Genomic DNA, 26,707 nt, shown 5'->3' on the forward strand with positions numbered 1-26,707 from the left:
TCAAGTACGTCCGTAAATGTCTTCAAAGCGGACGATGTCATCTTCGCCCAGATATTCGCCGCTCTGCACTTCAATCATCACGAGCTCGACTACGCCCGGATTCTCGAGGCGGTGCTTGTGACCGGCCGGAATATAAGTCGATTCATTGGTCGATACGAAGAACTCCTGCTCTCCGTTCACGACCTTGGCCATCCCGCTGACCACCACCCAATGCTCATTGCGATGATGATGCATCTGCAAGCTGAGACTCGCGCCCGGCTTGACCTCGATGCGTTTGATCTTGAAGCGCGGGCCTTCTTCAAGCACCGAATAAGTACCCCACGGCCGATGCACTGTGCGATGCACCTTATACGTCTCGTGACCACGCGCCTTCAGTTCGGTAAAAATCTGCTTGACGTCCTGAGCCCGGTCCCGGTCCGCGACGAGCAGCGCATCAGGCGTGTCGATGACGATCAGATTCTCGATACCCACTGCGCCGATAAGCCGGTCGCCGCCACGCAAGTAGCAGTTCTTCACGTCGAGCAGCAACGCTTCACCTTCCACGCGATTGCCGCTGCCGTCCGGCGGCGAGAGATCGCTGAGTGCCGTCCACGAACCGACATCCGTCCAGCCGATGTCACAGCGCACCACCGCGGCGTGTTCGCACTTCTCCATCACCGCATAGTCGAACGACACTTCCGGTACAGCACCGAAACTCGCGGGTTCGAGACGAATCTGCGCGCCGTCCTTACCCTCAGCAGACGGCGACTGTGCCATGCACTCGGCAGCCGTACTGAGAATCTCAGGACAATGCAGTTGCATCTCCTTCAGGATCGTGCCTGCGGTAAAGCAGAACATGCCCGAGTTCCACACGAATTTGCCGGAGGCGAGATACTCGCGAGCCTTCTCGAGCGACGGCTTCTCGACAAAGCGCACCACGGTTTCGCCATCCGCCTCGATATAGCCATAGCCAGTCTCGGGCGTATCCGGATGCATGCCGAAGGTGACCACCTTGCCCGCCTGCGCAAGCTTCTTCGCCGCCTCGACGGCCGCGGCGAACGCCTGCTGGTCGGCAATCAGATGATCGGCGGCCAGTACCAGCATGACCGTCTTGTCGCCATGCACTTTCGCCGTGTGCAACGCCGCCGTCGCGATCGCCGCGGCCGTATTGCGGCCAAAGGGTTCAAGAATGAACGAGGTTGCACAGCCTTTCGCGTTCACCTCGCGGAAATCGTCTTCGGTCTTGAAGAACAGATCGCGGTTCGTTACCGTGAGCACTTCTTTCACGCCAGGCAGCGCGACCGCCCGCAAGAAAGCCTTCTGCAGCAGGCTCTCGCCATCCGCAAGACGGATGAATGGCTTCGGATGCGATTCACGCGAAACCGGCCAGAGCCTCGACCCCGCTCCGCCACAAAGGATGATCGGTAACAAACTCACAGAGTCCTCTCAGTACCGTACTTATTACGGAAGTAGCCCGACCATGAATGGTCAGTACAACCCCCGATCAGGTTGAAAACGCGACGCGCCCGTGGTGAACGACGGCATGTTCGCATCGGATTGCTGAGCCGGCGCGGGGCTCTCAACCTGTCGATATTCTACCCCTGCCCCCTTTCACTCTCGTCAGACAGCAAAGGCACTGTGAGGCGTGGTGAGTTTCGGGCAATGGCGCGTCCTATGTGGTTAAGAACGGGCTGCGGGTGACGCCGGAAAAGCGTCCGTCAGGCACAGTTGCAAGGCATCGCGCCAATGCGGAGCAGCGACCCCGAACACCCGCGCCAATTTCTCGTTCGACATCCTCGAATTGGATGGACGCTTCGCCGGAGTCGGATAGTCGGATGCGGGAATCGGCAGCACCTTGGGCCGGTTCGGCAGGTTCGCGAATTCGAAGATTGCCGATGCAAAGCCGTGCCAAGAGGTGGAGTCGCCGGCGCACAGGTGGTAAATGCCCGAGCGTTCATTCCACCACGAAGCGCTGTCTTCGGCGGCAAACCCCTGCGCGACCAGGTGGGCGGTGAGAGTGGCGATCGTGTTGCTCCATGTCGGCGCGCCGAACTGATCGGCGACAACCTTCAACTCGGGTCGATCGGCGCCGAGCCGAAGCATCGTGAGCAGAAAATTCTTGCCGCGGGTGCCGTACACCCAGCTCGTACGAAGCACCAGATGGTTGACGCCCGCCGCGGCAATCGCCTGCTCGCCGGCAAGCTTGGTGCGTCCATACGCGTTCTGCGGATCGGTCGGATCGTCTTCGACGTAGGCGCCGTCTTTCTCGCCGTTGAACACGTAGTCGGTCGAATAGTGAATCAGCGCCGCGCCCAGCTTTTTCGCTTCTTCAGCCAGCACACCCGGCGCTTCGCCGTTGATGCGCATGGCGAGATCGAATTCGTCTTCGGCCTTGTCCACCGCGGTATAGGCCGCGGGGTTGACGATCAGGGCCGGCCGAACCTTGCGAACGACGGCACGCACCTGGTCCAGATTGGACAGATCCAGCGTGGAACGGTCCACGGCCACCACTTTGCCGAGCCCTTGCAGCGTACGCGCGAGCTCGAAGCCGACCTGGCCATTTACACCGGTGACGAGAATCGTCCGCTTGGCATCATGTGCGCTCATGCTCCAGCCCCTTACGCGAAGACTTCAGCATCAGCAAGACGCTTACCCGCCGCGTCCTTCGCAGCCAGCAACGGCTCGAAGTCGATCGGCCACTCGATGCCGATCGACGGATCGTTCCAGACGATGCTGCGCTCGTGCTCGGGAAACCAGTAGTCGGTGGTCTTGTAGAGGAACTGCGCGGATTCCGACAACACTACGAAACCGTGCGCAAAACCCGGCGGCACCCACAACTGCCGATGATTGTCGACCGACAGCGTCACACCGACCCACTTGCCGAAATTCGGCGAGCTCTTGCGGATGTCGACAGCCACATCGAACACCTCACCTTCAACCACGCGCACGAGCTTCCCCTGCGCATGTTGAATCTGATAATGCAGCCCACGCAACACGCCCTTCGCCGAGCGCGAGTGGTTGTCCTGCAGGAACTCGACGCCAGGCTCGACCTTCTCGGCAAACTCCTGCGCATTGAAGCTTTCGAAGAAGAAGCCGCGCGCGTCGCCGAACACCTTCGGCTCGATAATCTTGACTTCAGGCAGCGCCGTAGCGGTTACTTGGATGGCCATGCAACTTGGTCCGTAAGAATGTTTTGCAGATACTGCCCGTAGGCGTTCTTCGCGAGTGGTTTGGCGAGCGTCAACAACTGCTCGCCATCGATCCACTGCTGCCGGTAGGCAATCTCTTCCGGACACGCAACCACTAGGCCCTGGCGTTTTTGCAGCGTGGCGATGAAGGTTGCCGCTTCGATCAGCGAGTCGTGCGTGCCCGTGTCGAGCCACGCATAGCCACGCCCCATGATTTCCACATTGAGTGCGGCGTTCGCCAGATAACGCGAGTTGACGTCGGTGATTTCAAGCTCGCCACGGGGCGACGGTTTGATATCGGCGGCGATATCGCAAACCTGCTTGTCGTAGAAATACAGACCGGTGACGGCGTAGTTGGAGCGCGGCTTGAGCGGCTTCTCCTCGATCGACAGCGCGCAAAACTGCTTGTCGAATTCGACGACGCCGTATCGCTCAGGATCGTGCACGTGATAGGCAAAGACGGTCGCGCCTTCATCCTTGTCATTAGCGCGTTCCAGCTGCTTTGCGAGATCGTGGCCGTAGAAAATGTTGTCGCCGAGAATCAGCGCCGACGGATCGTTACCCACGAAGTCGCGGCCGATGATGAACGCCTGAGCGAGGCCGTCCGGCGAGGGCTGCACTGCGTACTGGATATTCATGCCCCACTGACTGCCGTCGCCGAGCATGGTCTCAAAGCGCGGCGTGTCCTGCGGCGTCGAGATGATCAGCACATCACGAATGCCCGCCACCATGAGCGTGGACAGCGGATAGTAGATCATCGGCTTGTCGTAGACCGGCAGCAGCTGCTTCGATACGACATGTGTAATCGGATACAGCCGCGTACCCGATCCGCCTGCGAGAATAATGCCTTTGCGCGCCATAGCCGTGCCCTTACGCGCGCTGCGCGTAGTTGGTCTCAACCCACTTCCGATACTCACCCGAAGCGACTTCGTCGGACCATTCCTGATTGTCCAGATACCACTGAACCGTCTTCGCGAGGCCCGTTTCAAACGTTTCAGCCGGCTTCCAGCCGAGCTCGCGCTCGAGCTTGCGGGCGTCGATCGCGTAACGGCGGTCGTGGCCCGGACGATCCTTCACATACGTGATCTGATCGCGGTATGAGGCGCCCGCTTTCGGACGCAGTTGATCGAGCAGGTCGCACAGCGTGTGCACGACGTCGAGGTTCTTCTTCTCGTTCCAGCCGCCGATGTTGTACGTCTCGCCCGGCACGCCGCGCGCGAGCACTTCGCGGATCGCGCTGCAATGGTCGCCGACATACAACCAGTCGCGCACGTTCTGACCGTCGCCGTACACCGGCAGCGCCTTGCCACTCAGCGCGTTGGCAATCATCAACGGAATCAGTTTCTCGGGGAACTGGTACGGACCGTAGTTGTTCGAGCAGTTTGTGGTGAGCGTGGGCAGGCCATACGTGTGATGGTAGGCACGCACCAGATGGTCGGAACCCGCCTTGGTGGCCGAATAAGGGCTATTCGGCGCGTACGGCGTGGTTTCGGAGAATTGCGGATCGGTAGCGGAGAGCGAACCGAACACTTCGTCGGTAGAAACGTGCAGGAAACGGAACGCGGCCTTGTCGGCATCGCCGAGCGCATTCCAGTAGCTGCGGGTCGCTTCCAGCAGCGTGAAGGTGCCGACCACGTTGGTTTGCACGAAATCAGCCGGACCATGGATCGAACGATCCACATGGCTTTCCGCGGCGAAGTGCAGCACGGCACGGGGTTTATGCTCGGCGAAGAGCGCGTCGAGCGCAGCACGATCGCAGATATCGGCCCGCACGAAGATATGGCGGGGATTGGCCTGTTGCGACTTGAGCGTACCGAGATTGCCAGCGTAGGTCAGCTTGTCGACATTCAACACCGCTTCGTCCGACGCATTGAGCCAGTCGAGCACGAAATTGGCGCCGATAAAGCCGGCGCCGCCCGTTACCAGGATCATGAAATTCCCTTCTAGATGTTCGCGATGAATCGGACACTGCTGGCCCGTCCACGCACCCCAAAATGTGGTTTTCGATTCTTGTCGACGCCGTCGCCAATCCTCATACCGAAAGCGGACGCTCAGACGCCAATCTTATGAAGCCCCGATTATAAAGCCGCCCCGGGTAAAAACCAGAACCCTAACAACTTGAAACAGCTTGACAAAGTCGGCTTCCATTGGGGTCGGTTCGGGACAATTTGTTGCCAGCGCCACTGTCGGTAGTCCACGGACGAGAGGCGGCGCGCGTCCAATTGGCGCCAGGTCGAGGCTTTCGGGGCAAGATCGCACGGCGAAGAGCCGCACGCGATTGAAGGATTGGAGACATACGCGCCAGCTGTAGCAAGCCGGCGCGCTGCGGTGCAACACGAATACCGGTGAAGGCCGCTATCTAAGCCGCCAGCATCCAGCGCAGCGTATCCATAAAGGGAATAGCCTCGACTTCCGGCACCAGCGAGCGAAGCTTGGCAGGCGAACCGGCCAGCATCTTCACATCGCTTTGCCGCACGAACGCGGGATTGATCTGTATCTCGAGCTCATGCCCGGTCAGGTCGCTCGCCGCCGAGAGAATTTCCCGGAGCGTATAAGGCGTACCCGTACATACATTGACCGTTTCGCTGGCGACACCGGATTCAAGTAAGGCTTCGTAAGCGCTCGCTACATAGCGCACATCCGAAAAATCGCGCGCAACGTCGATATTGCCGAGCGAAATGGAAGGCTCGCGCCGCGCAAAATGCTCGACGATCTTCGGCACCAGGAAATTCGACGCCTGCCCGCGACCGGTGTAATTGAACGGCCGCACGATCAGGATAGGCAACCGGTCGAACCAGGTGCGCACCATCGTTTCCATTGCCGCCTTGCTGGCAGCGTAGTGATTGACCGGCGTGACCGGGAAGGTCTCGTCGATCGCGTCGCTGGTTACGTTGCCGTAAACATTCGCGCTGCTTGCGATCAGCAGCTTGCGCGGCGTGTGGCCGACGGCTGCGCACGCCTCCAGCAAATTCAGCGTGCCGATCACGTTGACGCGATAGAAGTCGAGCGGATCGTTATGGCCCACGAAGCTGATTGCCGCCAGATGCACGATGTAATCGGGCCGCGCCGTTTCGATCACGCGCCGGCATGCCTCGGGCGACGTGATGTCGAGCCTGACCCGCGTCGGCGTTTCAGGCTCGTTGCGCCCGGCCACCGTTTCGATCACGGTGTGACCTTTGGCGAGCAGGTTATCCACCAGATAGCGACCAGTGAAACCACTCGCCCCGGTGACGAGCGTGCGGATCGGTTGCGCTGTATGGGAAGACGACATGCTTTCTCCGTTCACGAGGGTCATCCTGTTGTGTTGCAGTATCGTGTGCGGCCTTGTCGGCGACGGCTCCCGCCGGCTCCTGACGGCTCAGGTCACAATACCAGTGCGTCAAACGGGCTATTATGTCACGCTTATATGTTGCACCGCCCAACGCGGCACGCGCGAAACGTTTTGCGCTTATCAACGTGTACCCGCGTCCCGATTAGCACCGATCCCTTGATGACAGCCTCCATCGTTCCCACCGCCCGCGCTGAGCCGCGCCCGCTTCCTCTTGCCTTCGGCGACCTGCAAGGCTGTCGCACGCCGTTCCAGCAACTGCTGGCCAAGGCCGCGCCGCCGGCCGGCACGCCGCTGTGGTTCGCCGGCGACCTGATCAACCGTGGCGCCGAATCGCTCGCCACGCTGCGCGACATCATCGCGCTCGGCGATCGCGCGGTGCCGGTGCTGGGCAATCACGATCTGCATCTGCTGTCGGTGTCGGCGGGGATTCGCAAGTCGAAAAAAGGCGACACGATCGACGATATTCTCGCCGCACCGGACGCCGAGGACCTGCTCGAATGGGTCCGCCACCGGCCGCTCGCGCACTTTGAAAACGGCATGCTGATGGTGCACGCGGGCGTGTTGCCGCAGTGGGACGCCGCTCTGACCCTAGAACTCGCCGAAGAATTGCAGCGCGCGCTACGCGCGCCGACCTGGAAGGAGACGCTCGCGGGCCTGTACGGCAATGTGCCGAATTACTGGACGCCAAGCCTCAAAGGCATCGACCGGCTGCGAGTAACGTGCATGGCATTGACGCGCATCCGCTTCTGCAATCTCGAAGGCGCGATGGATTTCAGCACCAGCGGCGGCCTGAATTCCGCGCCGGCCGGCTACATGCCGTGGTTCGATGTGCCGTCGCGCAAGACCGCCGATATCACGGTGGTCTTCGGCCATTGGGCCGCGCTTGGCTTGACCTTGCGCGACAACCTGATCGGCCTGGATTCGGGCTGCGTATGGGGGGAGAAACTCTCCGCCGTGCGTCTTGCCGACGATCCGGCAGAACGCACGCTGATTCAGGTCGACTGCGAAAACTGCCGCGTGCCGATGGACGGTAATTAAACTGAACGGCCGGACTGATCGACCGGGTCGATCAGCGCAGGCGTGGCGGCAGGCGCCGCGGCTTGCGCCGCGATCACCGCAGTCGCAGTGGAACCCGCCGTGCTCGCCTGCATCTCCCGCAGCGCCGCCGCGACCACCCCTTCGGCTTCCGCCGCCAACGTGCGCCGGTCGGCACCCGGCGCGAGCGGTGCGCCGACATACACATGCGCGGTCAACGGGCCGCCGCGCAACAGCATATTCAGCGAATCGGCGAGCGTCACGTCGTCGATATAGGCGGGCGCGGTCGATTGCCGGCCCTGCGCGTCTTCATACATGATGCACAGCGGCTGAATCGGCGCCGACGCCGACACGGCCGCCTGGAACATATTCGCGTGAAACGGCAGCAGCGTCAGACCGTTGGAAGTGGTGCCCTCTGGAAACACGCACATCAGTTCACCCGCGTTCAGGCGGTCGGCCAGTTCATGCATGATCCGCTTCGCATCACTGCGCTTCTCGCGCTGGATAAACACCGTGCCCAGTTGCTGCGCGAGCCAGCCGACCACCGGCCACTGACGGATCTCCGCCTTCGAGACGAACGGCGTGGGCCGCCACGCGTTGATCACGTAGATGTCGATCCACGAGATGTGATTGGCGACCACCAGCACGCCGCGATCGAGCCGCGCGCCGTCGTTATGCACGACCAGCTGCATGCCGCACAGGCGCAGCATTTTCAGCGACCACGCGCGATTGAGCGCCTGCCGGTCATCGGCGCCGGCTTTTGGAAAGCGCGTCGCGACAATCCACATGCCATGCAGCAGATGCGCGACGAGACGGGCCTTACGTAACGCTAGCTTCATTGTCGGAGCTTTCCCTAACTGGGCAATAGCGCGGATATTAGCGCTGTTCGAACGCGACGTGACCGGACACGATCGTCGCACGCACACGCGCCGGCAGTTCGTAGCCGAGAAATGGCGTGTTGTGTCCCTGGCTCTTCAACGCGCGCGGCTCGACACGCCAATGCGCGTTACGGTCGAACACGCACAGATCGGCGACGGCGCCCACGGCAATACGTCCCGCGGCATCCAGCTTCAGCACGTCGGCCGGCGCCGCGGTGATGCGGTTCAGCGCCTTCGCCAACGGCACGCCCGCTTCGTCGGCCCACTTGACCGTCAGCGACAGGAACAACTCCAGCCCGGTCGCGCCCGGCGTGGCTTCGGCGAACGGCAGCAGCTTTTCGTCGTCGTCGACCGGGGTGTGGTCGGAGCAGATCGCGTCGATCGTGCCGTCGACGAGACCCGCGCGGATCGCTTCGCGATCGCGCTGCTGACGCAGCGGCGGATCAAGCCGGAACTGCGCGTCGAAGTAGCCGATGTCGACGTCGATCAGATGCACGTGGTTCACGGTGACGTCGCACGACACCGGCAAACCTTCGGCCTTCGCCGCGCGCATCAGCGCAATGCCCGCCGCCGACGACACATGCGAAAGATGCACGCGCGCGCCGGTCACGCGGACCAGTTCGAAAATCGTATGCAGCGCGATCGTCTCGGCGGACACCGGCACGCCGGACAACCCGAGCCGCGACGCCAGCGCGCCACTCGCGGCCACGCCGCCCTTGCCGAGGTACGCATCGACCGGGCGCAGCCACACGGTGTAGCCGTAGGTCTTCGCGTACTGCAATGCGCGCATCAGCACCTGCGTATCGACCACCGGCACGTCGGCTTGCGAGAAGCCGATGCAACCCGCTTCGGTCAACTCGACCATCTCGGTGATGACCTGGCCCTTGAGGCCCACGGTCAACGCGCCGAGCGGATACACGTGCGCCTGATTCAGATTGCGCGCGCGAAACTTGAGCATCTCCACGAGGCCCGGTTCGTCGAGCGTCGGGTCGGTGTCCGGCGGACACACGAGGCTCGTCACGCCACCCGCGAGCGCCGCAGCCATTTCGGATTCGAGCGTCGCCTTGTGTTCGTAGCCAGGCTCCCGCAAGCGCGCGGACAGGTCGACCAGACCCGGCGCGATCGACAGGCCTTTGGCGTCGATCGTCTTCGCCGCGTGGAAATCGGCGGGAGCGTTGCCGATGGCGACGATCTTGCCCGCCGCGATAAAAATGTCCTGCTGCTGTTCGGTGCCCGCTGCCGGATCGATCAGCGTGCCGCCTTGAATATGAATCTTCATGCGCTGCCTTATGTTCAGCTAAGTTCTGCGTGACTTGTTGCGTGTTTTGGTGCGTGCCGTGGCGAGATCAATCGTGATTGCTCGCGACGATTCCCATCACCGCCATGCGCACCGCGATGCCGAACGTCACCTGATTGAGAATCACCGATTGCGGACCGTCGGCCACCTGCGAGTCGATTTCGACGCCGCGGTTCATCGGACCAGGGTGCATCACGATCGCATCGGGCTTGGCGAGCGCGAGGCGCTCCGGCGTCAAACCCCAGCTCTTGAAGTACTCCTGCGCCGACGGCAGCAGCGCGCCGCTCATTCGCTCGTTCTGCAGACGCAGCATGATGATCACGTCGACGTCCTTCAGGCCTTCGTCGAGGTTGTGGAAGACACGCACGCCCATCTGTTCGAGCCCGCCCGGCAGCAGCGTGCGCGGACCGATCGCGCGCACTTCCGGCACGCCGAGCGTGGTCAGCGCATGAATGTCCGAACGCGCGACTCGCGAATGCAGAATGTCGCCGACGATCGCCACGCGCAGATTCGTGAAATCCTTCTTGTAGTGGCGGATCGTGTACATGTCGAGCAGACCCTGGGTCGGGTGTGCGTGACGGCCGTCGCCGGCGTTGATCACGTGCACGTGCGGCGCGCAATGCTGGGCGATCAGGTACGGCGCGCCGCTCGACGCATGGCGCACGACGAACATATCGGCATGCATCGCCGACAGGTTGTTGATCGTGTCGAGCAGCGATTCGCCCTTGCTGGTGGACGACGCGTTGATGTTCAGATTCAGCACGTCCGCGGACAGACGCGTGGCGGCGATCTCGAAGGTTGTGCGGGTGCGCGTGGAGTTCTCGAAGAACAGGTTGAACACCGATTTGCCGCGCAGGAGCGGCACCTTCTTCACTTCGCGATCGGTCACGCTGACGAACTGCTCGGCGGTGTCGAGAATGTGATTGACGATCGCCTTCGGCAAGCCTTCGATCGACAACAGATGTTTGAGCTCGCCGTTTTTCGTGAGCTGCGGATTGCCCTTCAGGAAGCCATAACGGAAGCGCTCGGTGGCGCTATCGGTTGAATCCTTGGGAACCTGGGTGGCGGTGTTCATCCTTCTGCGCGGGAATCCTCGGCCTTCAGGCCGGGGAGGGATGGCGCGGGCTGCGTAGCAGCCCCTACTCCCGCTTCTCCTTTGTTAGTTGCCATCCTTGAGTAGCCGTAGCCGTCCGCGCGCTGCAGCACCCGGCAATAGCGGTGAGCAACGCCCTGTACGACCTGACCATGGGTTTGAATGTTGAAACTGCCGGTGGCACGCACGGCCACACGGCCACGGTGCGTTCCTGCTTTTCTGCCCGAGGGCACGTCGGCCTGCACATGGTCTCCCGTTCCGAAACCGTGCACGCGCCTGGCGCGCATCAGATAGCCCCGCGGAAAACCGTGCCTGTCCTGTCGTGTGCGCTGATAGCTGCCGCGCCCAGTGCACTTCACCTGCAGGGTCGGCTTGCGCCACGCCACGACGGCCGAAACCTCACCCACGCACACCGCATCCAGCGCATGCGTCTTCGGGATCCCGAGCTGGCTACGGTTGTATTTCGTTCGCCCGCCGGAAGCGGTTTCGACCGGAAGGCCGGTGGCGCGCAAGGCATTGATCAGCGCCCAGCGAGTCGCATTGACGGCCGAGGCATCCTTGAGCGAGCGCCGGACCTGGGCCGTGATGCGCGCGAGGCGCGCCTTGTCCTTCACGAAGACGTCGAGCGGCTGCGCGGCCTTGCGGATGTTGCAGGGTACGCAGGCAATTGCCAGGTTCGAAACCCGGTTCGAGCCGCCGCGCGCACGCGGCACGAGGTGCTCGATGTTGAGCGGCACGTTCTGCACGTCACAGTAGCAGCACTTGCGCATCCACTTCTCCAGCAGGTACTCACGCAGCTCATACCCGAACAGGGTTCCCTGCTGGTACTCGATGCCGGTGACTTCCGGATTATCGAGTGCCTGCATGTCAAAGCGCACGAGTTCAGTGCTCGCCGCCGTTATCGGGGCCCAACGCTGGAGCCGCTTGACCCAGGCGAGCGTCGTATCCACTCGATGTCGCAGAGATGGCGCGAGCCATCCTGCAGGCCGGGTACGGTTCAGAAAGCGCGGTGCGCGGTAGCGCAGCGTGCCGCGCCGACGGCGACGCATGGCGCGCCGCGCGGTGAGCGCCTCGCTGATTTGCCGGCCGCGATGGACCAGCTCGAACAGGTTGAGCACCACGGCGCCGCGATGGATTTCTCCCGTCGAGGCGTCGACCTGTTCAGTGTCGCGGACCAGCGCCAGTCCGGTGGCCTTGCTGCCCGGGTCCAGCTTGATGCGCAGGGGTTGCGCTGCACTGCTGTGAAGCTCGCGGTCGACGAGCCGGATAGCGAAGGGCATGAGGCGATGTACGCGCGCACGCCCGCGCGCGAGCAACAACCTCGCGCGCTTCTCGCTGCACGGCATCAATGGCTTGCCCGACCTGTCCAGAACGAATACCGCCAACTGCAGCTCCTGGTGTTCACCCGGAAAACGTCCGGTGCGTTGCCCTTACGGGCCTGGTGACGGGCGCCTTGCGGCGCCGCTCCCCTCGACCATGTTGTGCAGCAGGGGGCGAGAAAACCTGCCGGTCGCAGCCCGTTTCGTGCCTACCCGGGGCTTGTCTGCTGCTGCGACTTCCAGAGCGCCAGACTCAGGAAGCATCTGGCGGTGGGTCTGCTGTCTCCTGCACAACGGTACGTCTTGCGACGGATGGTCTGGTCAACCTCAGACTTGCGGATTGCTACCCCACAAGCCTCGGCCTTTAGGCCGGGGTGATTGACGGTGTACCTGCTTCAAATACGGGTTTCAACGTAATCGGTGTCGATGCGGACTGCTTGCGATGGTTTTGGGCTACGCCGGCCCTTCGCGCGAAACGCGGCGGCCGCCGGCTCGAAGCCTTTGTGCCGGGCCAATTGCCCAATACGGCGTTCGAAACGCGCAAAGCTGCGTTCAATCGACGCGTGCCTCGGTGTGAAAAGAGAAACGCGGGTGGCCTGCCGCGCCGCCCTCTTCGCGGGCCAGCACGAGCGTGGCGTCGGCGGGCACGTCCACCACGCCGCCGACAAAACGCGCCGCCACGGGCAGCTCGCGTCCGCCGCGATCGGCCAGCACCGCCAGGTCAACCGACGCCGGACGGCCATAGTCGTACAGTTCGTTCACCGCCGCGCGAATCGTGCGGCCGGTGTACAGCACGTCGTCCACCAGCACGATGCGGCGCTTTTCCACCGAAAACGGCAGCGAGGTCGGGCTCGCCTGCGAGTGCAGGCCTTTTTTCGCGTAATCGTCGCGATGCAGCGCAACGTTCACCACGCCGAAGCTCGGCACGTGCAGGTCGCGCGCGAGACGCTCGGCAAGCCACGCGCCGCCGCTGTAGATACCGGCCAGCACGGCACCGTCGGTGCCGCCGAGTTGGTCACCGTAAGCCGCGAGAATCTGTTCGAGCAATGCGCGATAGAGCGCTTCGGCGTCAATGGAACTCATGATCGTCGGAAAATCCGTCTAGATATTGCTGGAGGATGATGCTGGCGGCTTCGGCGTCGAGCATGTCGGCGCGGCCCTTGCCGGCGCGGATTTCCGCCTTCGCTTCAACTGACGAATAGCGCTCGTCGATCCATGTCACCGGTAGATTGAAGCGGCCGTTCAGCTGGTTGCCGAAGCGCTTCGCGAGTTGAGTCATTTCGTGCGGCGTGCCGTCCGGGTGCATCGGCAGGCCGACTATCAACGCGTCCGGCTTCCACTCGGCGATCAGCTTGCCGACTTCCTCGAAACGGTATTCGCGGCTGCGGTTCTGCACAATCACGAGCGGCCGCGCGCTGCGCGTGAGCGAATTGCCGACCGCCACACCGATCCGTTTTTCACCATAGTCGAACGCAAGCAGCGTCGCCGCACGTCCGGCCGCGAGACTCATGCGTGACCTGCTTCGCCCGACAGCATCGACAGCGAAACGCCGAGCAGCGCGAGCGCGGCTTCGAAACGCTCTTCGGCGGGCACGTCGAAGACGATTTTCGGGTCGGCTTCGACCGTGAGCCAGCCGTTCTTCGAAATCTCTTCTTCGAGCTGGCCCGCGCCCCAGCCGGCGTGGCCGAGCGTGAGCAGGAAACGTTCCGGGCCGGTGCCGCTCGCGACGGCTTCGAGCACGTCTTTCGAGGTAGTCATTTCGAGCCCGCCGGGCACCGACATCGACGACGTGTAAGTATTGCCGTCTTTCGGATCGTGCAGCACGAAGCCGCGCTCGGTTTGCACCGGGCCGCCGAAATACACGGGCACATGCAGAAGGGGTTCGATCTCGAGCTTGAGATCGATGCGACTGAAGAGCGCTTCAAGGTCGATATCGGTCGGCCGGTTGATGACGAGGCCGAGCGCGCCGCGCTCACTGTGATCGCAAAGGTAGACCACCGTTCCTGAAAACGTGGGGTCGGCCATGTTCGGCATGGCGATCAGGAACTGGTTGGTCAGATTGATGCGATCGGTACTCTTGGACATAGTTCGGATTTTAGCAAAGACGATGCAGGATGGCGGGCTTTGAGCGTGGGACCGCGAGCCATCGACGGCGATTCAAGTTCCACTCTATCATGCACGCCGCCCTTGGCCACGGTGCGCGATAGAGGTGTTTTCGACACGCATGCTGCTTGTCTTGAGGTTCTTCCCGGCTCCTCCGAGTTCGTGCGTGTTACCGATGTGCTCCAAAGGCAGGACGTGACACGCAGATACGGCTCATGCGCCGCCCTGCTCGATCGCCCGCGTCAACGCGGCCAGCGTCGCGGCGCTGCCTGGCGGCGCCACGCCTGCGGCCACCTTGTGCAACATCGCGCGCAATGCTTCGGCGGTTTGCTCCAGCGTGCTCGCCGCCGGCGCTTCCACGATCACGTGCGAGCGCACCGCCGGCGTCGACACGCCGGCATGCGCGCGACGGCGCCACGCGAGCCCCAGCGCGTCGGCTACCAGCGCTACGTGGCCGAGGCCCAGCGCGCAGGCGGCGGCGCCGAGCCGGTAGGCGGCGTCGCCTGCTTGCAGCGCTTCGCTCGGATCGGCTTTCTCGGGCTGATCGGCAGCGCGGGCGTGCTCGGTCAAAGCGGAGATCGATGCATCCGCTGTTTGCAGAAAATCTTCGTAGGCGTGCGCGTTAACGGTCAGCACGCCCAGTTCGCGCGTCGGCATAGCGTGTGCGGCGGTAAACGCCTGCGTCTGCGCGGCGCCTGCTTCCCAAAGCATTTCCGATGCCTGGGTGCCGGCGACGTGCCAATCGACCGTCAAGCCGTAATCGTGCAGCACTTCGACCTGATCGGCGTCTTCCGCCGCGGCGCCGAATAGCGCGTAGTCGCGCCACAACAGTGCAAGCGTCGCGCGCACCAGCGAGCGCGGCGCGCGCTGGATACCGCGCGCGTGATCGGCCAGCGCGAGGTTGCAGCGGGCGTAGAAACGCCGCGCCTCGGTGTCCCCGGTGGCACGGCCGCTGACGCGCAACGCCTTGGCGCAGGCTTTGGCGAGCCGCCAGAAATCGTAGGGATCGGGGCCGGTGAGTTCGGTGAGACAGGCGTCCAGTTCGTCGAGCGCTGCGTTAGTGGCGGCGAGCGCCGCGCCGCTGTTGTCGGGCTGCGAGCGCAACACCGGCAGCAACGCACGCTCGTAGCGCGCCCGCAAATGGGCCAACTGATCGGCGGACTGGGCATGCAGCGACACCGGCGGCACGGGGCGCGCAGCCAGCGCGAGGTCTTCGAAGGCAACCGTGGAACTGGGCGTGTGCTGCGACAAATGCGCGCCGAGCGCGCGGTAGTGGGTAAACAACGTTGGCGAACAGGACAGTTCGCGCAGATTGTGGCGCTCGAGGGCCGCGCGAAAATCGTTCAGCGCCGCGCCGAACGCGGGCCGCGCGCTGTCGGCGTCTGCTGAATGGCCCGACGCCAGCGGCGACACCAGCACCAGCGCGTCGGCGAAACGTTGCGCGCCGAGCCAGCCGGCTTCGCGCAAGGCGTGGGACGTGCGCAGCAACGCCGCGGTGCTCTCGCCGTGCTGCTCGAACGCTAACAGCGCCTCTGCCAGCGCAAGCTCGGCGGAACGGACAGCGCCGCCGCGCGGATTCGGTAATGCATCGAAGGAATCGGGTGCAGCGGATCGAAGAGTCATGGGCAGGCGACACGAAGCTGACGGGCCGTCGCGAGGGCCGCACGCCGATTGATCGGCTAGCGCGCAAACTGGCGACAGAACAATGACAGACTACCGCTGCGACACGGCACAATCGAGGACGTTCCGCGTCGGCACGTGGTGCTGAATGGCTTGGGCGCGCCGAATGTGTTCGATCCGACCGCCGCCGCATGCACGGCACAACCTCAGCCGGCGACCGCCGGCTATCTCCCGGACCTCAGATCTGGACCATCTCGAAGTCTTCTTTGCGCGCCCCGCATTCAGGACATGTCCAGTTGATCGGCACGTCCTCCCAGCGCGTGCCCGGCGCAATGCCTTCGTCCGGCAAACCGGCTTCTTCGTCGTAAATCCAGCCGCAAATCAGGCACATCCAGCTTTGATATTCCATTCTTGTGTCGCGTCTTAAAGTCCGTTGAAACGGGAGCCATGATGGTACCGTGTTGCCGCCCCAATGCCTAGCAATCAGAAACGCGCACACCAGGGTCTGTTCACATATGAACAGACCCTGGTGTGCGGCGGCTTTGGCTATGCCGGTTGACTCGGCTTGCACGATGGTTGCGGCGCCATGCCGCTGCTAGCGTGCGGCTTGTGCGCTACTTGCTAGAGGCCAGCGGCCCGAGGATGCGAAAAAACGCCCCCGCGACGGTTTAGGCCGCATAATTGAGCCGATTGCGCACCGGTTGCGCTTAAATACACGCTCCTTTTAGTCAATTTTCATGCCCAGCGACACGCCTCCGATCGTCCTCACCTTCGGCCTTTCCGATCCCACCGGCGGCTCCGGCCTGCAAGCCGACCTGATGACACTCGCCAGCATGGGATGTCACGGCGTCACTGTGCTCACCGGCTATACGGTGCGCGACTCGGCCAGCTGCGACGAAGTCACCGGGCTCGACCCGGAAGTGGTCGCGACCCAGGCGCGGATGCTGCTCGAAGACATGCCGATCGCCGCGTTCAAGGTCGGTGCGTGCACGCGTGCGGAAGTGGTGAGCGCGATCGCCGAGGTGGTCGCGGATTACGACGACATCCCGCTGATACTCGCACCCGACTTCACGCTCGACGACGAACACGTGCTCGCCGCCGACGAACTGCGCGAAGCGATCGCCGATCTGCTCGCGCCGCAAACCACGCTGCTGGTCGCCGACCACGCCACGCTGCTGGCCCTCGCCCAACCGGACGGCGACGCCGAAGCGCCGAGTCTCGATGCAGCGATCTCGCATCTGCTGTCGCAAGGCTGCGAATACATTCTGTCGACGGAAACCGGCACGCATCGGCTCGTTAATACGCTGTACAGCGAAGACGGCCAATTGCGTCAGGACATGTGGGACCGCGGCAGCCATCGCATCATGGGTTTGACCGATACGCTGGGCGCGGCGATTGCCGCTTTGCTGGCCAATGGTCAGGAACCGGCCGAAGCGGTGCGCGAGGCGCAGGAGTATCTGTATCAGGCGGTGCAAAGCGCTTTCCGCCCGGGCATGGGTGCGTATCTGCCGGATCGGTTCTTCTGGGCACGCAGCAGCGACGATGAAACGCCGCCGACGGCCGGCAAGGACGCCACGCCGGGCGAAGCGCGGCATTGAGGCATCCTTCAGCGCGCCTGCCAGACAAATAGCAGGCGCCCATAAAAAAACCCGCATTTCTGCGGGTTTTTTCTTTTGGGAAGCACGCATTGCGGCGCGCTTCCCCATGTGTTTCCAATGAGCCTCGCGAGCAAGGCCCACCGAAATTACATGTCCATGCCCATGCCGCCCATGCCGCCGGGCATACCGCCGCCCATCGGAGTATCTTCCTTCGGCAGTTCGCACACAGCTGCGTCGGTGGTCAACAGCAGGCCTGCGACCGAAGCTGCGTTTTGCAGCGCCGTGCGCGTCACCTTCGTCGGATCCACGACACCTGCGTCAACCAGGTCGACGTACTCGCCGGTTGCCGCGTTGTAGCCGAAGTTGCCCTTGCCTGCTGCAACAGCTGCCACCACGACGCTGGCTTCTTCGCCGCCGTTCGTGACGATCTGGCGCAGCGGCTCTTCCATCGCGCGCAGCACGATCTTGATACCTGCGTCCTGATCGGCGTTAGCGCCCTTCAGGCCGGCGATTGCCGTACGTGCGCGGATCAGCGCGACGCCGCCACCAGCAACGATGCCTTCTTCCACAGCTGCGCGCGTTGCGTGCAGTGCGTCTTCGACACGTGCCTTCTTTTCCTTCATTTCGACTTCGGTCGCAGCGCCGACCTTGATCACTGCAACACCGCCTGCCAGCTTGGCAACGCGCTCTTGCAGCTTTTCACGGTCGTAGTCCGACGTTGCTTCTTCGATTTGCGTGCGAACTTGCTTCACACGTGCTTCGATGTTTGCAGCTTCGCCAGCGCCGTCGATGATCGTGGTGTTTTCCTTGCCCACTTCGATACGCTTCGCCTGGCCCAGTTCAGCCAGCGTTGCCTTTTCGAGCGTCAGGCCGGTTTCTTCAGCGATGACTTGACCGCCGGTCAGGATCGCGATGTCTTCCAGCATGGCCTTACGACGATCGCCGAAGCCCGGAGCCTTCACAGCAACCGTCTTCAGGATGCCGCGGATGTTGTTCACCACCAGCGTAGCCAGCGCTTCGCCTTCGACGTCTTCTGCGATGATCAGCAGCGGACGGCCAGCCTTGGCGACTTGTTCCAGTACCGGCAGCAGATCGCGGATGTTCGACACCTTCTTGTCGTGCAGCAGCACGAACGGGTTTTCGAGCACAGCAACTTGCTTGTCCGGGTTGTTGATGAAGTACGGCGACAGGTAGCCGCGGTCGAATTGCATACCTTCGACAACGTCCAGCTCGTCTTGCAACGACTTGCCGTCTTCCACCGTGATCACGCCTTCCTTGCCGACCTTGTCCATCGCTTCAGCGATACGGTCGCCGATCGACGAATCGCTGTTCGCCGAGATCGCGCCGACTTGAGCGATTTCCTTGTTGGTCGTGCACGGCTTGCTGATCTTGCGCAGTTCTTCGATTGCTGCGGTCACAGCCTTGTCGATACCGCGCTTCAGGTCCATCGGGTTCATGCCCGATGCAACGTACTTCATGCCTTCGCGAACGATCGACTGAGCCAGAACCGTTGCGGTCGTGGTGCCGTCGCCTGCGTTGTCGCTGGTCTTGGAAGCCACTTCCTTGACCATTTGCGCGCCCATGTTCTGGAGCTTGTCTTTCAGTTCGATCTCTTTTGCGACCGAGACACCATCCTTGGTGACCGTCGGGCCGCCGAAGCTGCGTTCCAGGACAACGTTGCGACCCTTCGGGCCCAGCGTGACCTTCACGGCGTTCGCGAGGATGTTCACGCCTTCAACCATCTTGGCACGGGCGGAATCACCGAATACGACGTCTTTAGCTGCCATCTTCTAACTCCTTGAATTCTTGGGATATAACCGGGGAAGTAGCGCCTTGCGCTTACTTCTGCACCACGGCCATGATGTCTTCTTCGCGCATCACGAGCAGTTCGTTGCCGTCGACCTTGACGGTCTGGCCAGCGTACTTGCCGAACAGGACGCGGTCACCAACCTTTACGTCGAGCGCGATTTGCGCGCCCTTGTCGTCACGCTTGCCCGGGCCGACTGCCAGAATTTCGCCTTGATCCGGCTTTTCTGCTGCGGCTTCGGGGATCACGATGCCCGACGCGGTCTTGGTTTCTTGATCCAGACGTTTGACGATCACGCGATCATGCAAAGGACGAAGGTTCATACATACTCCTCTCTTGATTGAGACTGAAGAACGCTTAGAAAACCCAGCTGGCTGAGCCAACCGGCGATGTTGTTAGCACTCTCGTGCAGCGAGTGCTAATTATATGGACGGGTGGTGACAAATTCAAGAAGGGATGTGGGGCTGGTGTCGAGATTCACTTAACTTTGAACCTGGTTCACTTAAGTCTGAACCTTGCGTTGCAGCAAAAAACCGATTCCATCAGACAACTTCCTTTTAAAACATATACCTACACGCTTTCCGCGCACATTCGCCAGGCGTCATCGGATCAGGCGTGGACGGCCATTCAGGGAATCAGTGCACCACAATTAGATGCGCGACCGTCCTGGCAGGGGGAAAACCCCTATCCGGCTGATAGTCTGACGTGTTGCCAGCCTTCGTGCTTCCATGAAGCGGCCGCAGGGTTGCCAGATTAGACCAGAGCGATGTCGCCGAAGACAGCCCCCGACAACCCCAACCGAGTCGATTGCACCACCTGCGTCGAGACATATCGCATTCGATCTGCTTGCAATGGACTGCTGAAGGTCTGCTGAAGGTCTGCTGCCGACTTCGACGAATGAGTACTGCGAGGTCAAACGGCCACCCCGACTATTCTGGTGTCTAGTCGCGCTTCTGCGGCTTTGTCCTTTCAGCCTGGCCTGCAATCGGCTCGACAACGCTGAGCAGCAGCAGGCATAACAGGGCTGTTCCGACCATATACAAGAATTCGCTGGCGGTGTCCGGTGATACGAAAGTCAATCCAATGTTGTAAACGGGAGACACAAAAATTGAAAACAGGTCCCGATTTAATTTGACGGAAATATCATTGCGCGCAGGCCAAAAGCCGCGCATGAACCGCAGCGGTTATATAGACCAGCGGTTTGCCTTACAACTAAACATGGGGAGACACTCTGTGAAGAAAACCATCAGCGCCATCGGCGGCGCACTTATCGCCATCGCGGCCCAATCCGCTTTCGCGCAAAGCTCGGTCACGCTGTACGGCATCGTCGACACGAGCGTCCGCTATCTCACCAACGCCAATGCCAACAACGACAGCCAGGTATCGATGGGCGTCGGCCCGATCACCGGAAGCCGTTGGGGCTTGAAGGGTTCTGAAGACCTGGGTGGGGGCTTGTCTACGGTGTTCCGGCTTGAGAACGGCTTCAACCTCTGGAACGGTCAGTTTGCGAGCCAGAATACCCTCTTCAACCGGATGGCCTATGTTGGGCTGTCTAGCAACCAGTATGGCACGGTGACCTTCGGTCGCCAGAATACGCCGCTATTCGACCAGCTAGGGAACGTCTACGACCCGCTGACCGTCGGTAACTACGATCAGGACGGCTGGCTGCCTGGCGCACTCGGCTATGGCTTGCGCCAGAACAACTCCGTCAAGTACAACGGCCAGTTCGGCGGCCTGAACGTGGAAGCCATGTATAGCTTTGGCGGTGTGGCCGGCAGCACCGGCGCGAACAACATGTACGGCTTGACGGCGTCCTATACGTACGGCGGCTTGTCCCTTGATGCAGGCTTTCAGCAGAACAGCGATGCGCACAACAACAAGTTCAATGTTGTCAACGTGAGCGCTGTCTATGCGTTCAGCACGATCAAGGCCTATGCAGGCTGGCTGCATGCGCAGGACAATACCGGCATCGTCGACCTTTACATGGCGGCCGCAAACTCGCCGGCTGCCGGCTTTTCGGCGCCGGTGACGAATACCAACCGCATCGACGACGGCTTCTACGTCGGTACCACCTGGCAGGTCACGGCGCCGCTGCTACTGACTGCGGCGGCCTACTACGATCACTCCCGCAATGCGTTGAACGCCGACGGCACTACGCTCGGCCGCGGCGTCCGCTACTCCGGCGTGCTGCTAGCCGAATACTCGCTGTCCAAGCGGACCGAAGTGTATGGCACGGTCGATTTCATCCGCGGCACTGGCGCGGCGAAAGCAGACTTTCCGGGCCGCAACAACCAGACCGGCGTCGCGCTCGGCCTTCGCAACGTATTCTGATTCGTGCTGCCCGGTTTGCCGCCGGGCATCGCGCTTCCGAACCACCGGCGCGCGCTCAATGGTGCGCGCTTTTTCTATACGTGACCACGTCGTCGAATTCCCGTTCGATCAGCTTCTGGTTGATTGAGCCGCCAATCAACGACGGTCCGGCCGACAACACGCCTGACGTGTGCGGCGCACGAAGGGCCGTTATCGGGGCGGAGCGGTCCTTCGAACGTCCGGGTGAAAGCGTGGGCCAAGGTCCGTGGATGGCCGAGCCCGCGTGGAAACTGATGAGACGTTCGGATGTCCCGACGCCGCGACATCGCCGTCGATGATAAAAGCCCAATGTGGCGAACGCTCCAAGGACCGCCTGGCGAGGTCGACGGGCACCTACGGCCCCATCGCGCTGCACGCTCGCCACTTCCTGGTGGTGATGAGATCACCGCCAGGAAGTGGCGCAGGGAGCCACGCGCGACTGCTGGCTATTCCTTGTGCTGAGCGGACGCTCGTGCCTTCGAGGCGCTAACTGGGGCTATGGTACCGAACAGTCCATTGACCTCCTTGTTAGGACCTGCCGAGAAGTACAACGCGTCCGAGCTCGAGTTGCGGCCGCCACCGAGTGTCAGCGCCCACAGGCCGTCGATAGCCAGTGGATTGCGGTACGCATCCTCCAACTGGTCGACGAACGTGCCGTCATCGTTGAAGACATTGATTCGGCCATCGCCGAAGTTGCCAATCAGGATTTTGCCGCTGAAGCGGCCGAATGCAAACGATGCGCGCGTGATCCCCCAGGGCGAGTTGAGCGACCCTCGGCTGGCGAAGCGGCGCAGCAGGTTGCCGTCTGTATCGAATACATCGACGAATCCATGACCTCTGCCTGCAACATCGTCGTGCTTCTGATCGTTCTGCTTCGCATAGGTAACGAAAAGGTCGCCATCGATGTTCGCGATGCCAAACGGCGCGTAGCCGGCCGGGATGTCTGGATCGGTGAAGCCGCCGTTCGTCGTCGCGGACGTGAACAAGCCGCTCGTACCGCCGCTCGGCCCGAATACATCGATCCGACCCGAGCGGAAATTCGTCGCAAACAGAAATCCCCCTTTCGCGTTCACACCAAAGACGAGACCCTTGTAGACGGCCCCACTGGCGGCGGATGGAGAGGACGAGTTATCGACCGCGATCACGGCATTGGTCGGCGGATTCAACCCACCGGCCCAAGCGGAAATCGTGCCGTCCTCGGTCGCGAAGATGAATGCGGCCGGGATCTTGGTACCTGGCACGAGAAACGCCGGTGAGGGATTCCACACTATTCCGGTCGGCGCCGCAGACGTGGGATTCGGTGGATTGTTGGGAAAGAGGGGATGACAAGCGCCGGCCGGTATGACATTGCCTGGCAGCGGAATGGAGACCTGCAGCGCCACCTTTGCCCCCTCGCCGTCATACAGCGTGGAGCAGCCTGTGGCATTGTCGTTGATCCAGAATGGACTCGCTGCCGGACTAAAGGCAATACCCCAAGCGTTCTGTAGTACCCCGTCGACCTTCGGGGCAGCGCCTGCCAGGTTGGACACGAGTGGTGTGACGACGTAAGCATCATCGTCAGCGGCATGCCCGATTGCGAAACCGGCGGCGAGGACAATCACGGCCGCCGCTTTGAGAGCCCAAGAGACCTGAGACATGACTACCCTCCTTAGTCTGACTGGTGAGAAATTGCTCCGCGAGTTGGCGCCAGAGGAGGCTAAACGAGCGCTGTCCTTCAAATATTCCCGCTGTACTTCAAAAAAATTCCACTTGCCACCCGGTCGAATGGCGCGATAGGGTTTTTCAAGGCGACTTCGCAGCGTGTTGACGTAGCTCGCTGCGTCATACCTTTCTGCCGCGAGTGGCCGTTGGACTTCGAAAACAGCCGTTGCCATCGCGCAGATTCGAACGACGGCAAGGGGTCGTCCTGAGCCAGTGGTCGTCGGGCTCAGTGCGGCCAGTTTGAGTCATTCAGGCAGGATTGACGTCCGGCCGCTTCCGAACGGACATGAGCCGGCCGGCGAATCACATTCAATCGTCCACGCGCGCCGACCAGGATTCACGGTCGTCTGAGGTGCCCAGGTGATGTTAGTAGCAGCCGTGACACGCGTTACGTTTCCCCTTCCTTATCGACGGGCTCCTGGAGGCGTACTCTTCTGAACAACACGGCGTATGGAACGCACACCATGCGGCGGATCACGGCGTCGCTGATCTATCGCTGCACCAGGAACCTCGAACCTCGGAGCGGTGCAACTGCTGCTTGGCCATACGAAGCCGGAAGGCGCAGCGCAGTACCTCGGCATTGAAGTTGACGATGCGCTCGAAATTTGTACGATTACCCAGACTAAGAGGACGCTTATCCCTGTAAGCGCTTGCGCCTCCCCCCGGTTTCGCGGGATCCTGACGAAGTGACACATTCCGCGTGGTGAGCACCCGGCACGGTGATTCAACAATACGACCTGAACGACTAACAAAGTGAATCACCTCCAAGGCGTCGCTCCGCACGCGAAGGAGAGGATGAAATCGTGAACCAGGAAAAGACCACGTCGGGCGCCATGGAAGGCGCGGGGGCCTACAATCGTCACGCCACGCCTCAAGCCGGTGGTGCCGCAATTGCGCTGCCACATCTGCGGCAGGCGGTAGCAAGCCTCGCGCTCGAACCGCACGACCAACCGGTCGTGATCGCCGAGTACGGATCGTCACAGGGCAAGAACTCGCAGGCTCCAATGCGGGTTGCGATCGCCGCATTGCGCGCCCGGGCCGGGCCGGACCGGCCAATCCTTGTCTATCACGAAGACCTGCCAGTCAACGATTTCAACTCCCTGTTCGAGGTGCTGGATAGCGACCCGGACCGATATATCCGCGACGAGCCTCTGGTCTTCCCGTGCGCAATCGGGCGGTCGTTTTACGGCAGCGTCCTGCCGCCGGCGTACGTGCATCTTGGATGGAGCGCGTACGCGGCAGTGTGGTTAAGCCGTGTGCCGGTCCCAATTGCGGGTCATATCTTTCTGCCGTGCACGACGGGTGTCGTGAACGCTGCGTTCCACGAGCAGGCGGCCCGGGACTGGGAAACGTTCCTTGCTCTGCGGGCCCGCGAATTGAGGCCGGGAGGCCGTCTCGTCGTGGTGCTGCCCGGAGCCGACGACGACGGGCGCACCGGCCTCGAGGCGCTCATGAACCACGCGAACGACGCGCTCACGCAGATGGCTACCGAGGGCGCGATCACGACCGACGAACGTGCACACATGTTGCTGGCGACGTTTGCCCGCCCCGAGCACGACCTGCTTGCACCGTTCGCGAGCAACGGCCAGTTTTGCAATCTGGTCGTCGAGCATTGCGAGTGCGTTGCGCAGCCCGACGACATCTGGGACGAGTACCAGCGAGATGGGGACCGCGAACAGATGGCGAGTCGCTACGCGGCGTTTTACCGTGCGACCTTCGTGCCGTCGCTGTTACTGGCCCTCGGCCAACCCGGCGATGAGCCAAGAAAACGCGCGCTTAGCGACCGCTTTGAGCAGTTGTTGAGACAACGGCTGATGGCCGCCCCGGCGAGGCTCGACGCACTGGTCGAGACGCTTGTTCTTGCGCAGAATGGTGCACATTAGGCCGGTCACACTGAATTTTTCGCACGCCCAGAAAGGAACGTTGCGAGGCCCGCGACAACAACTTCGCCGTCTACGTTATCTTGCGTGATGCGCCCGCTCGGCAACGTTGCACTAATTGTTCTTCGGATCGCGAGGCTCGTCGAATAGCGAGGGCGTTTGCACTGCCCTGCGTTTAGCCCCTTCGAGATACTTTACAAAGAGCGCGGTGGCGGCAACCAATGCCGGAAGCCCTGCCGCGATGAATGCCTCATTCAGCCCATAACGGCGGCGGAGCAATTCCGCAGCAGCCAGAGCGCCCACAATTGCACCAAACCGGCCGATACCCATCATCCATGCAACGCCGGTCGCGCGTGCCCTTGTGGGGTAGTAATTTGCCGCCAATGCGGACATCGAAGCTTGCGCACCGTTCATCGTGGTGCCCGCCACGAAGATGAGGCAGACCAGAGTGAGTAGGCCGGGCGCCCCGTACCCAATGGAAACAGTGAAGAGACCGGTCGACAAAAAGCAGGCGCTGACTATTACGTTCGGCTCGAAGCGATCCATCAGCCAGCCCGAGGCCAAGGCGCCGACTCCGCCGCCTAACGGGAAGAACGCTGTAATGAGGGCCGCGTGTGAGATGCTAAGACCTGAATCGTGGATCAGGATGGGAAGGCAATTGGTAAGTAAATAAAATATAACCAGCCCCATGAAATAGGCGAGCCAAAGCATGAGGGTTCCAAAGATGTAGGGCCCCGCCAATACGACTCTGACCGAATCCGCAGCATTCGCTTTCAAGGTCTCCTCGCCAATGACGAATTGACTGGCCTCGACCAGCTTCCCCGGAGCGATGCGGTTAAGTACGTCGTGGATCCGGTCGGCAGCAGCCCCTTTGGCAACCATGTAACGGACCGACTCCGGAATCCCGAATATGAGGGCAATGGCTAGCGCGATGGGAAGCACGCCGCCAGCAACCAGTACGCTGCGCCAACCAAGAGCGGGAATCAGGACCGCTGCCAGGAAGCCGCCTCCAGCGGCTCCCAACGGAAATCCACAAAGCATGGCGTTATTGATGATGGAGCGACGGTGATCGGGAGCAAGCTCAGCCATCAGCGTCGCGGCACTGGGCATGGCTGCACCGATGCCAAGTCCCGTTATAAAGCGGAACACGGTAAGCATTTCAATGCCTTGCGAACTGGCGCTCGCAAGAGACGAAATGCCCAAAAACAGGACCGCGAGAACCAGCACAGTCTTTCGACCAAGTCTGTCAGCTATCGGCCCCGAACTCATTGCGCCTAATGCGAGTCCGAAAAGTCCAGCACTCAGAACGGGACCGAGCGAGGACTTTGGAACATGCCAGTCGACGAAAAGTGCAGGCGCGATATAACCAATTGCGGCGGTATCGAAGCCGTCGACTGCGATAACCAGGAAGCACAGTGCCAGTATCAACCGTTGATAACCGCTAAAGCCATGGCTATTTATAAACTCTTGAACGCTAACAGTCGAAGCGGAGTTCATCTTGGTCCTCCAGATACCCTGCTCGGCCTCCA

24 protein-coding genes and 1 pseudogene are annotated in these 26,707 nt (G+C 61.8%); 5 read left to right on the forward strand and 20 right to left on the reverse strand.

Annotation, left to right across the window (positions count from 1 at the left end; all coding sequences use genetic code 11):
• The 6 genes from WN982_RS16640 to WN982_RS16665 all read right to left on the reverse strand — a co-directional run bounded on the left by WN982_RS16640 (position 1) and on the right by WN982_RS16665 (position 6,438).
• The gene (locus tag WN982_RS16640) at positions 1-1,416 is read right to left on the reverse strand and encodes a mannose-1-phosphate guanylyltransferase/mannose-6-phosphate isomerase (RefSeq protein ID WP_341313025.1); all 1,416 of its coding nucleotides are present in this window, start codon (positions 1,414-1,416) and stop codon (positions 1-3) included.
• A gap of 243 nt (positions 1,417-1,659) precedes the next feature.
• Complete coding sequence (gene rfbD / locus WN982_RS16645) at positions 1,660-2,586, reverse strand: dTDP-4-dehydrorhamnose reductase (RefSeq protein ID WP_341313026.1); 927 nt, start codon at positions 2,584-2,586, stop codon at positions 1,660-1,662.
• Positions 2,587-2,597: 11 nt separating this feature from the next.
• The gene (gene rfbC, locus WN982_RS16650; protein ID WP_341313027.1) at positions 2,598-3,149 is read right to left on the reverse strand and encodes a dTDP-4-dehydrorhamnose 3,5-epimerase; all 552 of its coding nucleotides are present in this window, start codon (positions 3,147-3,149) and stop codon (positions 2,598-2,600) included.
• Entirely contained in the window at positions 3,134-4,027 is an 894-nt protein-coding gene (rfbA, locus tag WN982_RS16655) for a glucose-1-phosphate thymidylyltransferase RfbA (protein WP_341313028.1), read from the reverse strand. The genes rfbC and rfbA overlap by 16 nt, the downstream gene beginning before the upstream one ends.
• Positions 4,028-4,037: 10 nt before the next feature.
• Positions 4,038-5,099, reverse strand: a complete 1,062-nt coding sequence (gene rfbB, locus WN982_RS16660; RefSeq protein WP_341313029.1) for a dTDP-glucose 4,6-dehydratase — start codon at positions 5,097-5,099, stop codon at positions 4,038-4,040.
• Between the two features lie 427 nt (positions 5,100-5,526).
• The gene (locus WN982_RS16665) at positions 5,527-6,438 is read right to left on the reverse strand and encodes a GDP-mannose 4,6-dehydratase (RefSeq protein WP_341313030.1); all 912 of its coding nucleotides are present in this window, start codon (positions 6,436-6,438) and stop codon (positions 5,527-5,529) included.
• Positions 6,439-6,657: 219 nt separating this feature from the next.
• Between WN982_RS16665 and WN982_RS16670 the strand changes: the two genes are divergently transcribed.
• Positions 6,658-7,536, forward strand: a complete 879-nt coding sequence (locus WN982_RS16670) for a symmetrical bis(5'-nucleosyl)-tetraphosphatase (RefSeq protein ID WP_341313031.1) — start codon at positions 6,658-6,660, stop codon at positions 7,534-7,536.
• On the opposite strand, the gene WN982_RS16675 is transcribed toward WN982_RS16670, so the two are convergent.
• From WN982_RS16675 to WN982_RS16715, 9 genes are all read right to left on the reverse strand, one after another.
• A complete protein-coding gene (locus WN982_RS16675) occupies positions 7,533-8,372 on the reverse strand; it encodes a lysophospholipid acyltransferase family protein (protein ID WP_341313032.1) in 840 nt (279 codons plus the stop codon). The two genes, WN982_RS16670 and WN982_RS16675, sit on opposite strands and share 4 nt — an antisense overlap.
• A gap of 37 nt (positions 8,373-8,409) precedes the next feature.
• Positions 8,410-9,690 (reverse strand): dihydroorotase, encoded by a 1,281-nt coding sequence (locus WN982_RS16680; protein ID WP_341313033.1) that lies wholly within the window; start codon positions 9,688-9,690, stop codon positions 8,410-8,412.
• A 67-nt stretch (positions 9,691-9,757) separates the two neighbouring features.
• On the reverse strand, positions 9,758-10,783 hold the full coding sequence (locus WN982_RS16685; protein ID WP_341313034.1) for an aspartate carbamoyltransferase catalytic subunit: 1,026 nt from the start codon (positions 10,781-10,783) through the stop codon (positions 9,758-9,760).
• Positions 10,780-12,186 (reverse strand): RNA-guided endonuclease IscB, encoded by a 1,407-nt coding sequence (gene iscB / locus WN982_RS16690; RefSeq protein WP_341313035.1) that lies wholly within the window; start codon positions 12,184-12,186, stop codon positions 10,780-10,782. Before iscB ends, WN982_RS16685 begins: the two co-directional genes overlap by 4 nt.
• Before the next feature lie 486 nt (positions 12,187-12,672).
• A complete protein-coding gene (gene pyrR, locus WN982_RS16695; RefSeq protein ID WP_341313036.1) occupies positions 12,673-13,203 on the reverse strand; it encodes a bifunctional pyr operon transcriptional regulator/uracil phosphoribosyltransferase PyrR in 531 nt (176 codons plus the stop codon).
• Positions 13,190-13,630 (reverse strand): Holliday junction resolvase RuvX, encoded by a 441-nt coding sequence (ruvX, locus tag WN982_RS16700; protein ID WP_341313037.1) that lies wholly within the window; start codon positions 13,628-13,630, stop codon positions 13,190-13,192. The genes pyrR and ruvX overlap by 14 nt, the downstream gene beginning before the upstream one ends.
• Positions 13,627-14,205: a YqgE/AlgH family protein gene (locus tag WN982_RS16705; RefSeq protein ID WP_029971036.1), complete on the reverse strand. Its 579-nt coding sequence runs from the start codon at positions 14,203-14,205 to the stop codon at positions 13,627-13,629. The genes ruvX and WN982_RS16705 overlap by 4 nt, the downstream gene beginning before the upstream one ends.
• A 231-nt stretch (positions 14,206-14,436) precedes the next feature.
• Positions 14,437-15,846: a hypothetical protein gene (locus WN982_RS16710; RefSeq protein ID WP_341313038.1), complete on the reverse strand. Its 1,410-nt coding sequence runs from the start codon at positions 15,844-15,846 to the stop codon at positions 14,437-14,439.
• 235 nt (positions 15,847-16,081) lie between these two features.
• Positions 16,082-16,252 carry a rubredoxin gene (locus WN982_RS16715; RefSeq protein WP_006047743.1) on the reverse strand — a complete coding sequence of 57 codons (171 nt, stop codon included), beginning with the start codon at positions 16,250-16,252 and terminating at the stop codon, positions 16,082-16,084.
• A gap of 328 nt (positions 16,253-16,580) precedes the next feature.
• Between WN982_RS16715 and WN982_RS16720 the strand changes: the two genes are divergently transcribed.
• Positions 16,581-17,441 (forward strand): hydroxymethylpyrimidine/phosphomethylpyrimidine kinase, encoded by an 861-nt coding sequence (locus WN982_RS16720; protein WP_341313039.1) that lies wholly within the window; start codon positions 16,581-16,583, stop codon positions 17,439-17,441.
• Between the two features lie 146 nt (positions 17,442-17,587).
• On the opposite strand, the gene groL is transcribed toward WN982_RS16720, so the two are convergent.
• The 3 genes from groL to WN982_RS16735 form a co-directional block, all read right to left on the reverse strand.
• Positions 17,588-19,228, reverse strand: a complete 1,641-nt coding sequence (gene groL / locus WN982_RS16725) for a chaperonin GroEL (protein WP_341313040.1) — start codon at positions 19,226-19,228, stop codon at positions 17,588-17,590.
• Positions 19,229-19,280: 52 nt separating this feature from the next.
• The gene (gene groES / locus WN982_RS16730) at positions 19,281-19,571 is read right to left on the reverse strand and encodes a co-chaperone GroES (RefSeq protein WP_007178996.1); all 291 of its coding nucleotides are present in this window, start codon (positions 19,569-19,571) and stop codon (positions 19,281-19,283) included.
• A gap of 618 nt (positions 19,572-20,189) precedes the next feature.
• Positions 20,190-20,420, reverse strand: coding sequence for a hypothetical protein (locus WN982_RS16735; protein WP_341315868.1), 231 nt, complete (start codon positions 20,418-20,420; stop codon positions 20,190-20,192).
• A gap of 61 nt (positions 20,421-20,481) precedes the next feature.
• On the opposite strand from WN982_RS16735, the gene WN982_RS16740 reads away from it, so the two are divergent.
• Entirely contained in the window at positions 20,482-21,579 is a 1,098-nt protein-coding gene (locus WN982_RS16740; protein ID WP_341313041.1) for a porin, read from the forward strand.
• Positions 21,580-22,043: 464 nt separating this feature from the next.
• Here the strand turns inward: WN982_RS16740 and WN982_RS16745 are convergent, their stop codons facing one another.
• Positions 22,044-23,234: a TIGR03118 family protein gene (locus WN982_RS16745; RefSeq protein ID WP_341315820.1), complete on the reverse strand. Its 1,191-nt coding sequence runs from the start codon at positions 23,232-23,234 to the stop codon at positions 22,044-22,046.
• Positions 23,235-23,732: 498 nt separating this feature from the next.
• Between WN982_RS16745 and WN982_RS16750 the strand changes: the two are divergent.
• Together WN982_RS16750 and WN982_RS16755 are read left to right on the forward strand one after the other, a co-directional pair.
• Positions 23,733-23,904 (forward strand): annotated as a pseudogene (locus tag WN982_RS16750) (integrase); the annotation flags it as partial.
• A gap of 197 nt (positions 23,905-24,101) precedes the next feature.
• Positions 24,102-25,181 (forward strand): SAM-dependent methyltransferase, encoded by a 1,080-nt coding sequence (locus WN982_RS16755; protein ID WP_341313042.1) that lies wholly within the window; start codon positions 24,102-24,104, stop codon positions 25,179-25,181.
• A 111-nt stretch (positions 25,182-25,292) separates the two neighbouring features.
• On the opposite strand, the gene WN982_RS16760 is transcribed toward WN982_RS16755, so the two are convergent.
• Positions 25,293-26,675, reverse strand: coding sequence for an aromatic acid/H+ symport family MFS transporter (locus tag WN982_RS16760; protein WP_341313043.1), 1,383 nt, complete (start codon positions 26,673-26,675; stop codon positions 25,293-25,295).
• Positions 26,676-26,707: the final 32 nt, after the last annotated feature.

This window comes from Paraburkholderia sp. IMGN_8, from assembly GCF_038050405.1.
Classification (GTDB): Bacteria; Pseudomonadota; Gammaproteobacteria; order Burkholderiales; family Burkholderiaceae; genus Paraburkholderia.

Excerpts from the sequence above, each read along its gene's own strand:
- rfbD (WP_341313026.1), bottom strand. The coding sequence starts at position 2,586 with ATGAGCGCACATGATGCCAAGCGGACGATTCTCGTCACCGGTGTAAAT.
- rfbC (WP_341313027.1), bottom strand. The coding sequence starts at position 3,149 with ATGGCCATCCAAGTAACCGCTACGGCGCTGCCTGAAGTCAAGATTATC.
- rfbA (WP_341313028.1), bottom strand. The coding sequence starts at position 4,027 with ATGGCGCGCAAAGGCATTATTCTCGCAGGCGGATCGGGTACGCGGCTG.
- rfbB (WP_341313029.1), bottom strand. The coding sequence starts at position 5,099 with ATGATCCTGGTAACGGGCGGCGCCGGCTTTATCGGCGCCAATTTCGTG.
- WN982_RS16665 (WP_341313030.1), bottom strand. The coding sequence starts at position 6,438 with ATGTCGTCTTCCCATACAGCGCAACCGATCCGCACGCTCGTCACCGGG.
- WN982_RS16670 (WP_341313031.1), top strand. The coding sequence starts at position 6,658 with ATGACAGCCTCCATCGTTCCCACCGCCCGCGCTGAGCCGCGCCCGCTT.
- WN982_RS16675 (WP_341313032.1), bottom strand. The coding sequence starts at position 8,372 with ATGAAGCTAGCGTTACGTAAGGCCCGTCTCGTCGCGCATCTGCTGCAT.
- WN982_RS16680 (WP_341313033.1), bottom strand. The coding sequence starts at position 9,690 with ATGAAGATTCATATTCAAGGCGGCACGCTGATCGATCCGGCAGCGGGC.
- WN982_RS16685 (WP_341313034.1), bottom strand. The coding sequence starts at position 10,783 with ATGAACACCGCCACCCAGGTTCCCAAGGATTCAACCGATAGCGCCACC.
- pyrR (WP_341313036.1), bottom strand. The coding sequence starts at position 13,203 with ATGAGTTCCATTGACGCCGAAGCGCTCTATCGCGCATTGCTCGAACAG.
- ruvX (WP_341313037.1), bottom strand. The coding sequence starts at position 13,630 with ATGAGTCTCGCGGCCGGACGTGCGGCGACGCTGCTTGCGTTCGACTAT.
- WN982_RS16705 (WP_029971036.1), bottom strand. The coding sequence starts at position 14,205 with ATGTCCAAGAGTACCGATCGCATCAATCTGACCAACCAGTTCCTGATC.
- WN982_RS16710 (WP_341313038.1), bottom strand. The coding sequence starts at position 15,846 with ATGACTCTTCGATCCGCTGCACCCGATTCCTTCGATGCATTACCGAAT.
- WN982_RS16715 (WP_006047743.1), bottom strand. The coding sequence starts at position 16,252 with ATGGAATATCAAAGCTGGATGTGCCTGATTTGCGGCTGGATTTACGAC.
- WN982_RS16720 (WP_341313039.1), top strand. The coding sequence starts at position 16,581 with ATGCCCAGCGACACGCCTCCGATCGTCCTCACCTTCGGCCTTTCCGAT.
- groL (WP_341313040.1), bottom strand. The coding sequence starts at position 19,228 with ATGGCAGCTAAAGACGTCGTATTCGGTGATTCCGCCCGTGCCAAGATG.
- groES (WP_007178996.1), bottom strand. The coding sequence starts at position 19,571 with ATGAACCTTCGTCCTTTGCATGATCGCGTGATCGTCAAACGTCTGGAT.
- WN982_RS16735 (WP_341315868.1), bottom strand. The coding sequence starts at position 20,420 with ATGCGCGGCTTTTGGCCTGCGCGCAATGATATTTCCGTCAAATTAAAT.
- WN982_RS16745 (WP_341315820.1), bottom strand. The coding sequence starts at position 23,234 with ATGTCTCAGGTCTCTTGGGCTCTCAAAGCGGCGGCCGTGATTGTCCTC.
- WN982_RS16760 (WP_341313043.1), bottom strand. The coding sequence starts at position 26,675 with ATGAACTCCGCTTCGACTGTTAGCGTTCAAGAGTTTATAAATAGCCAT.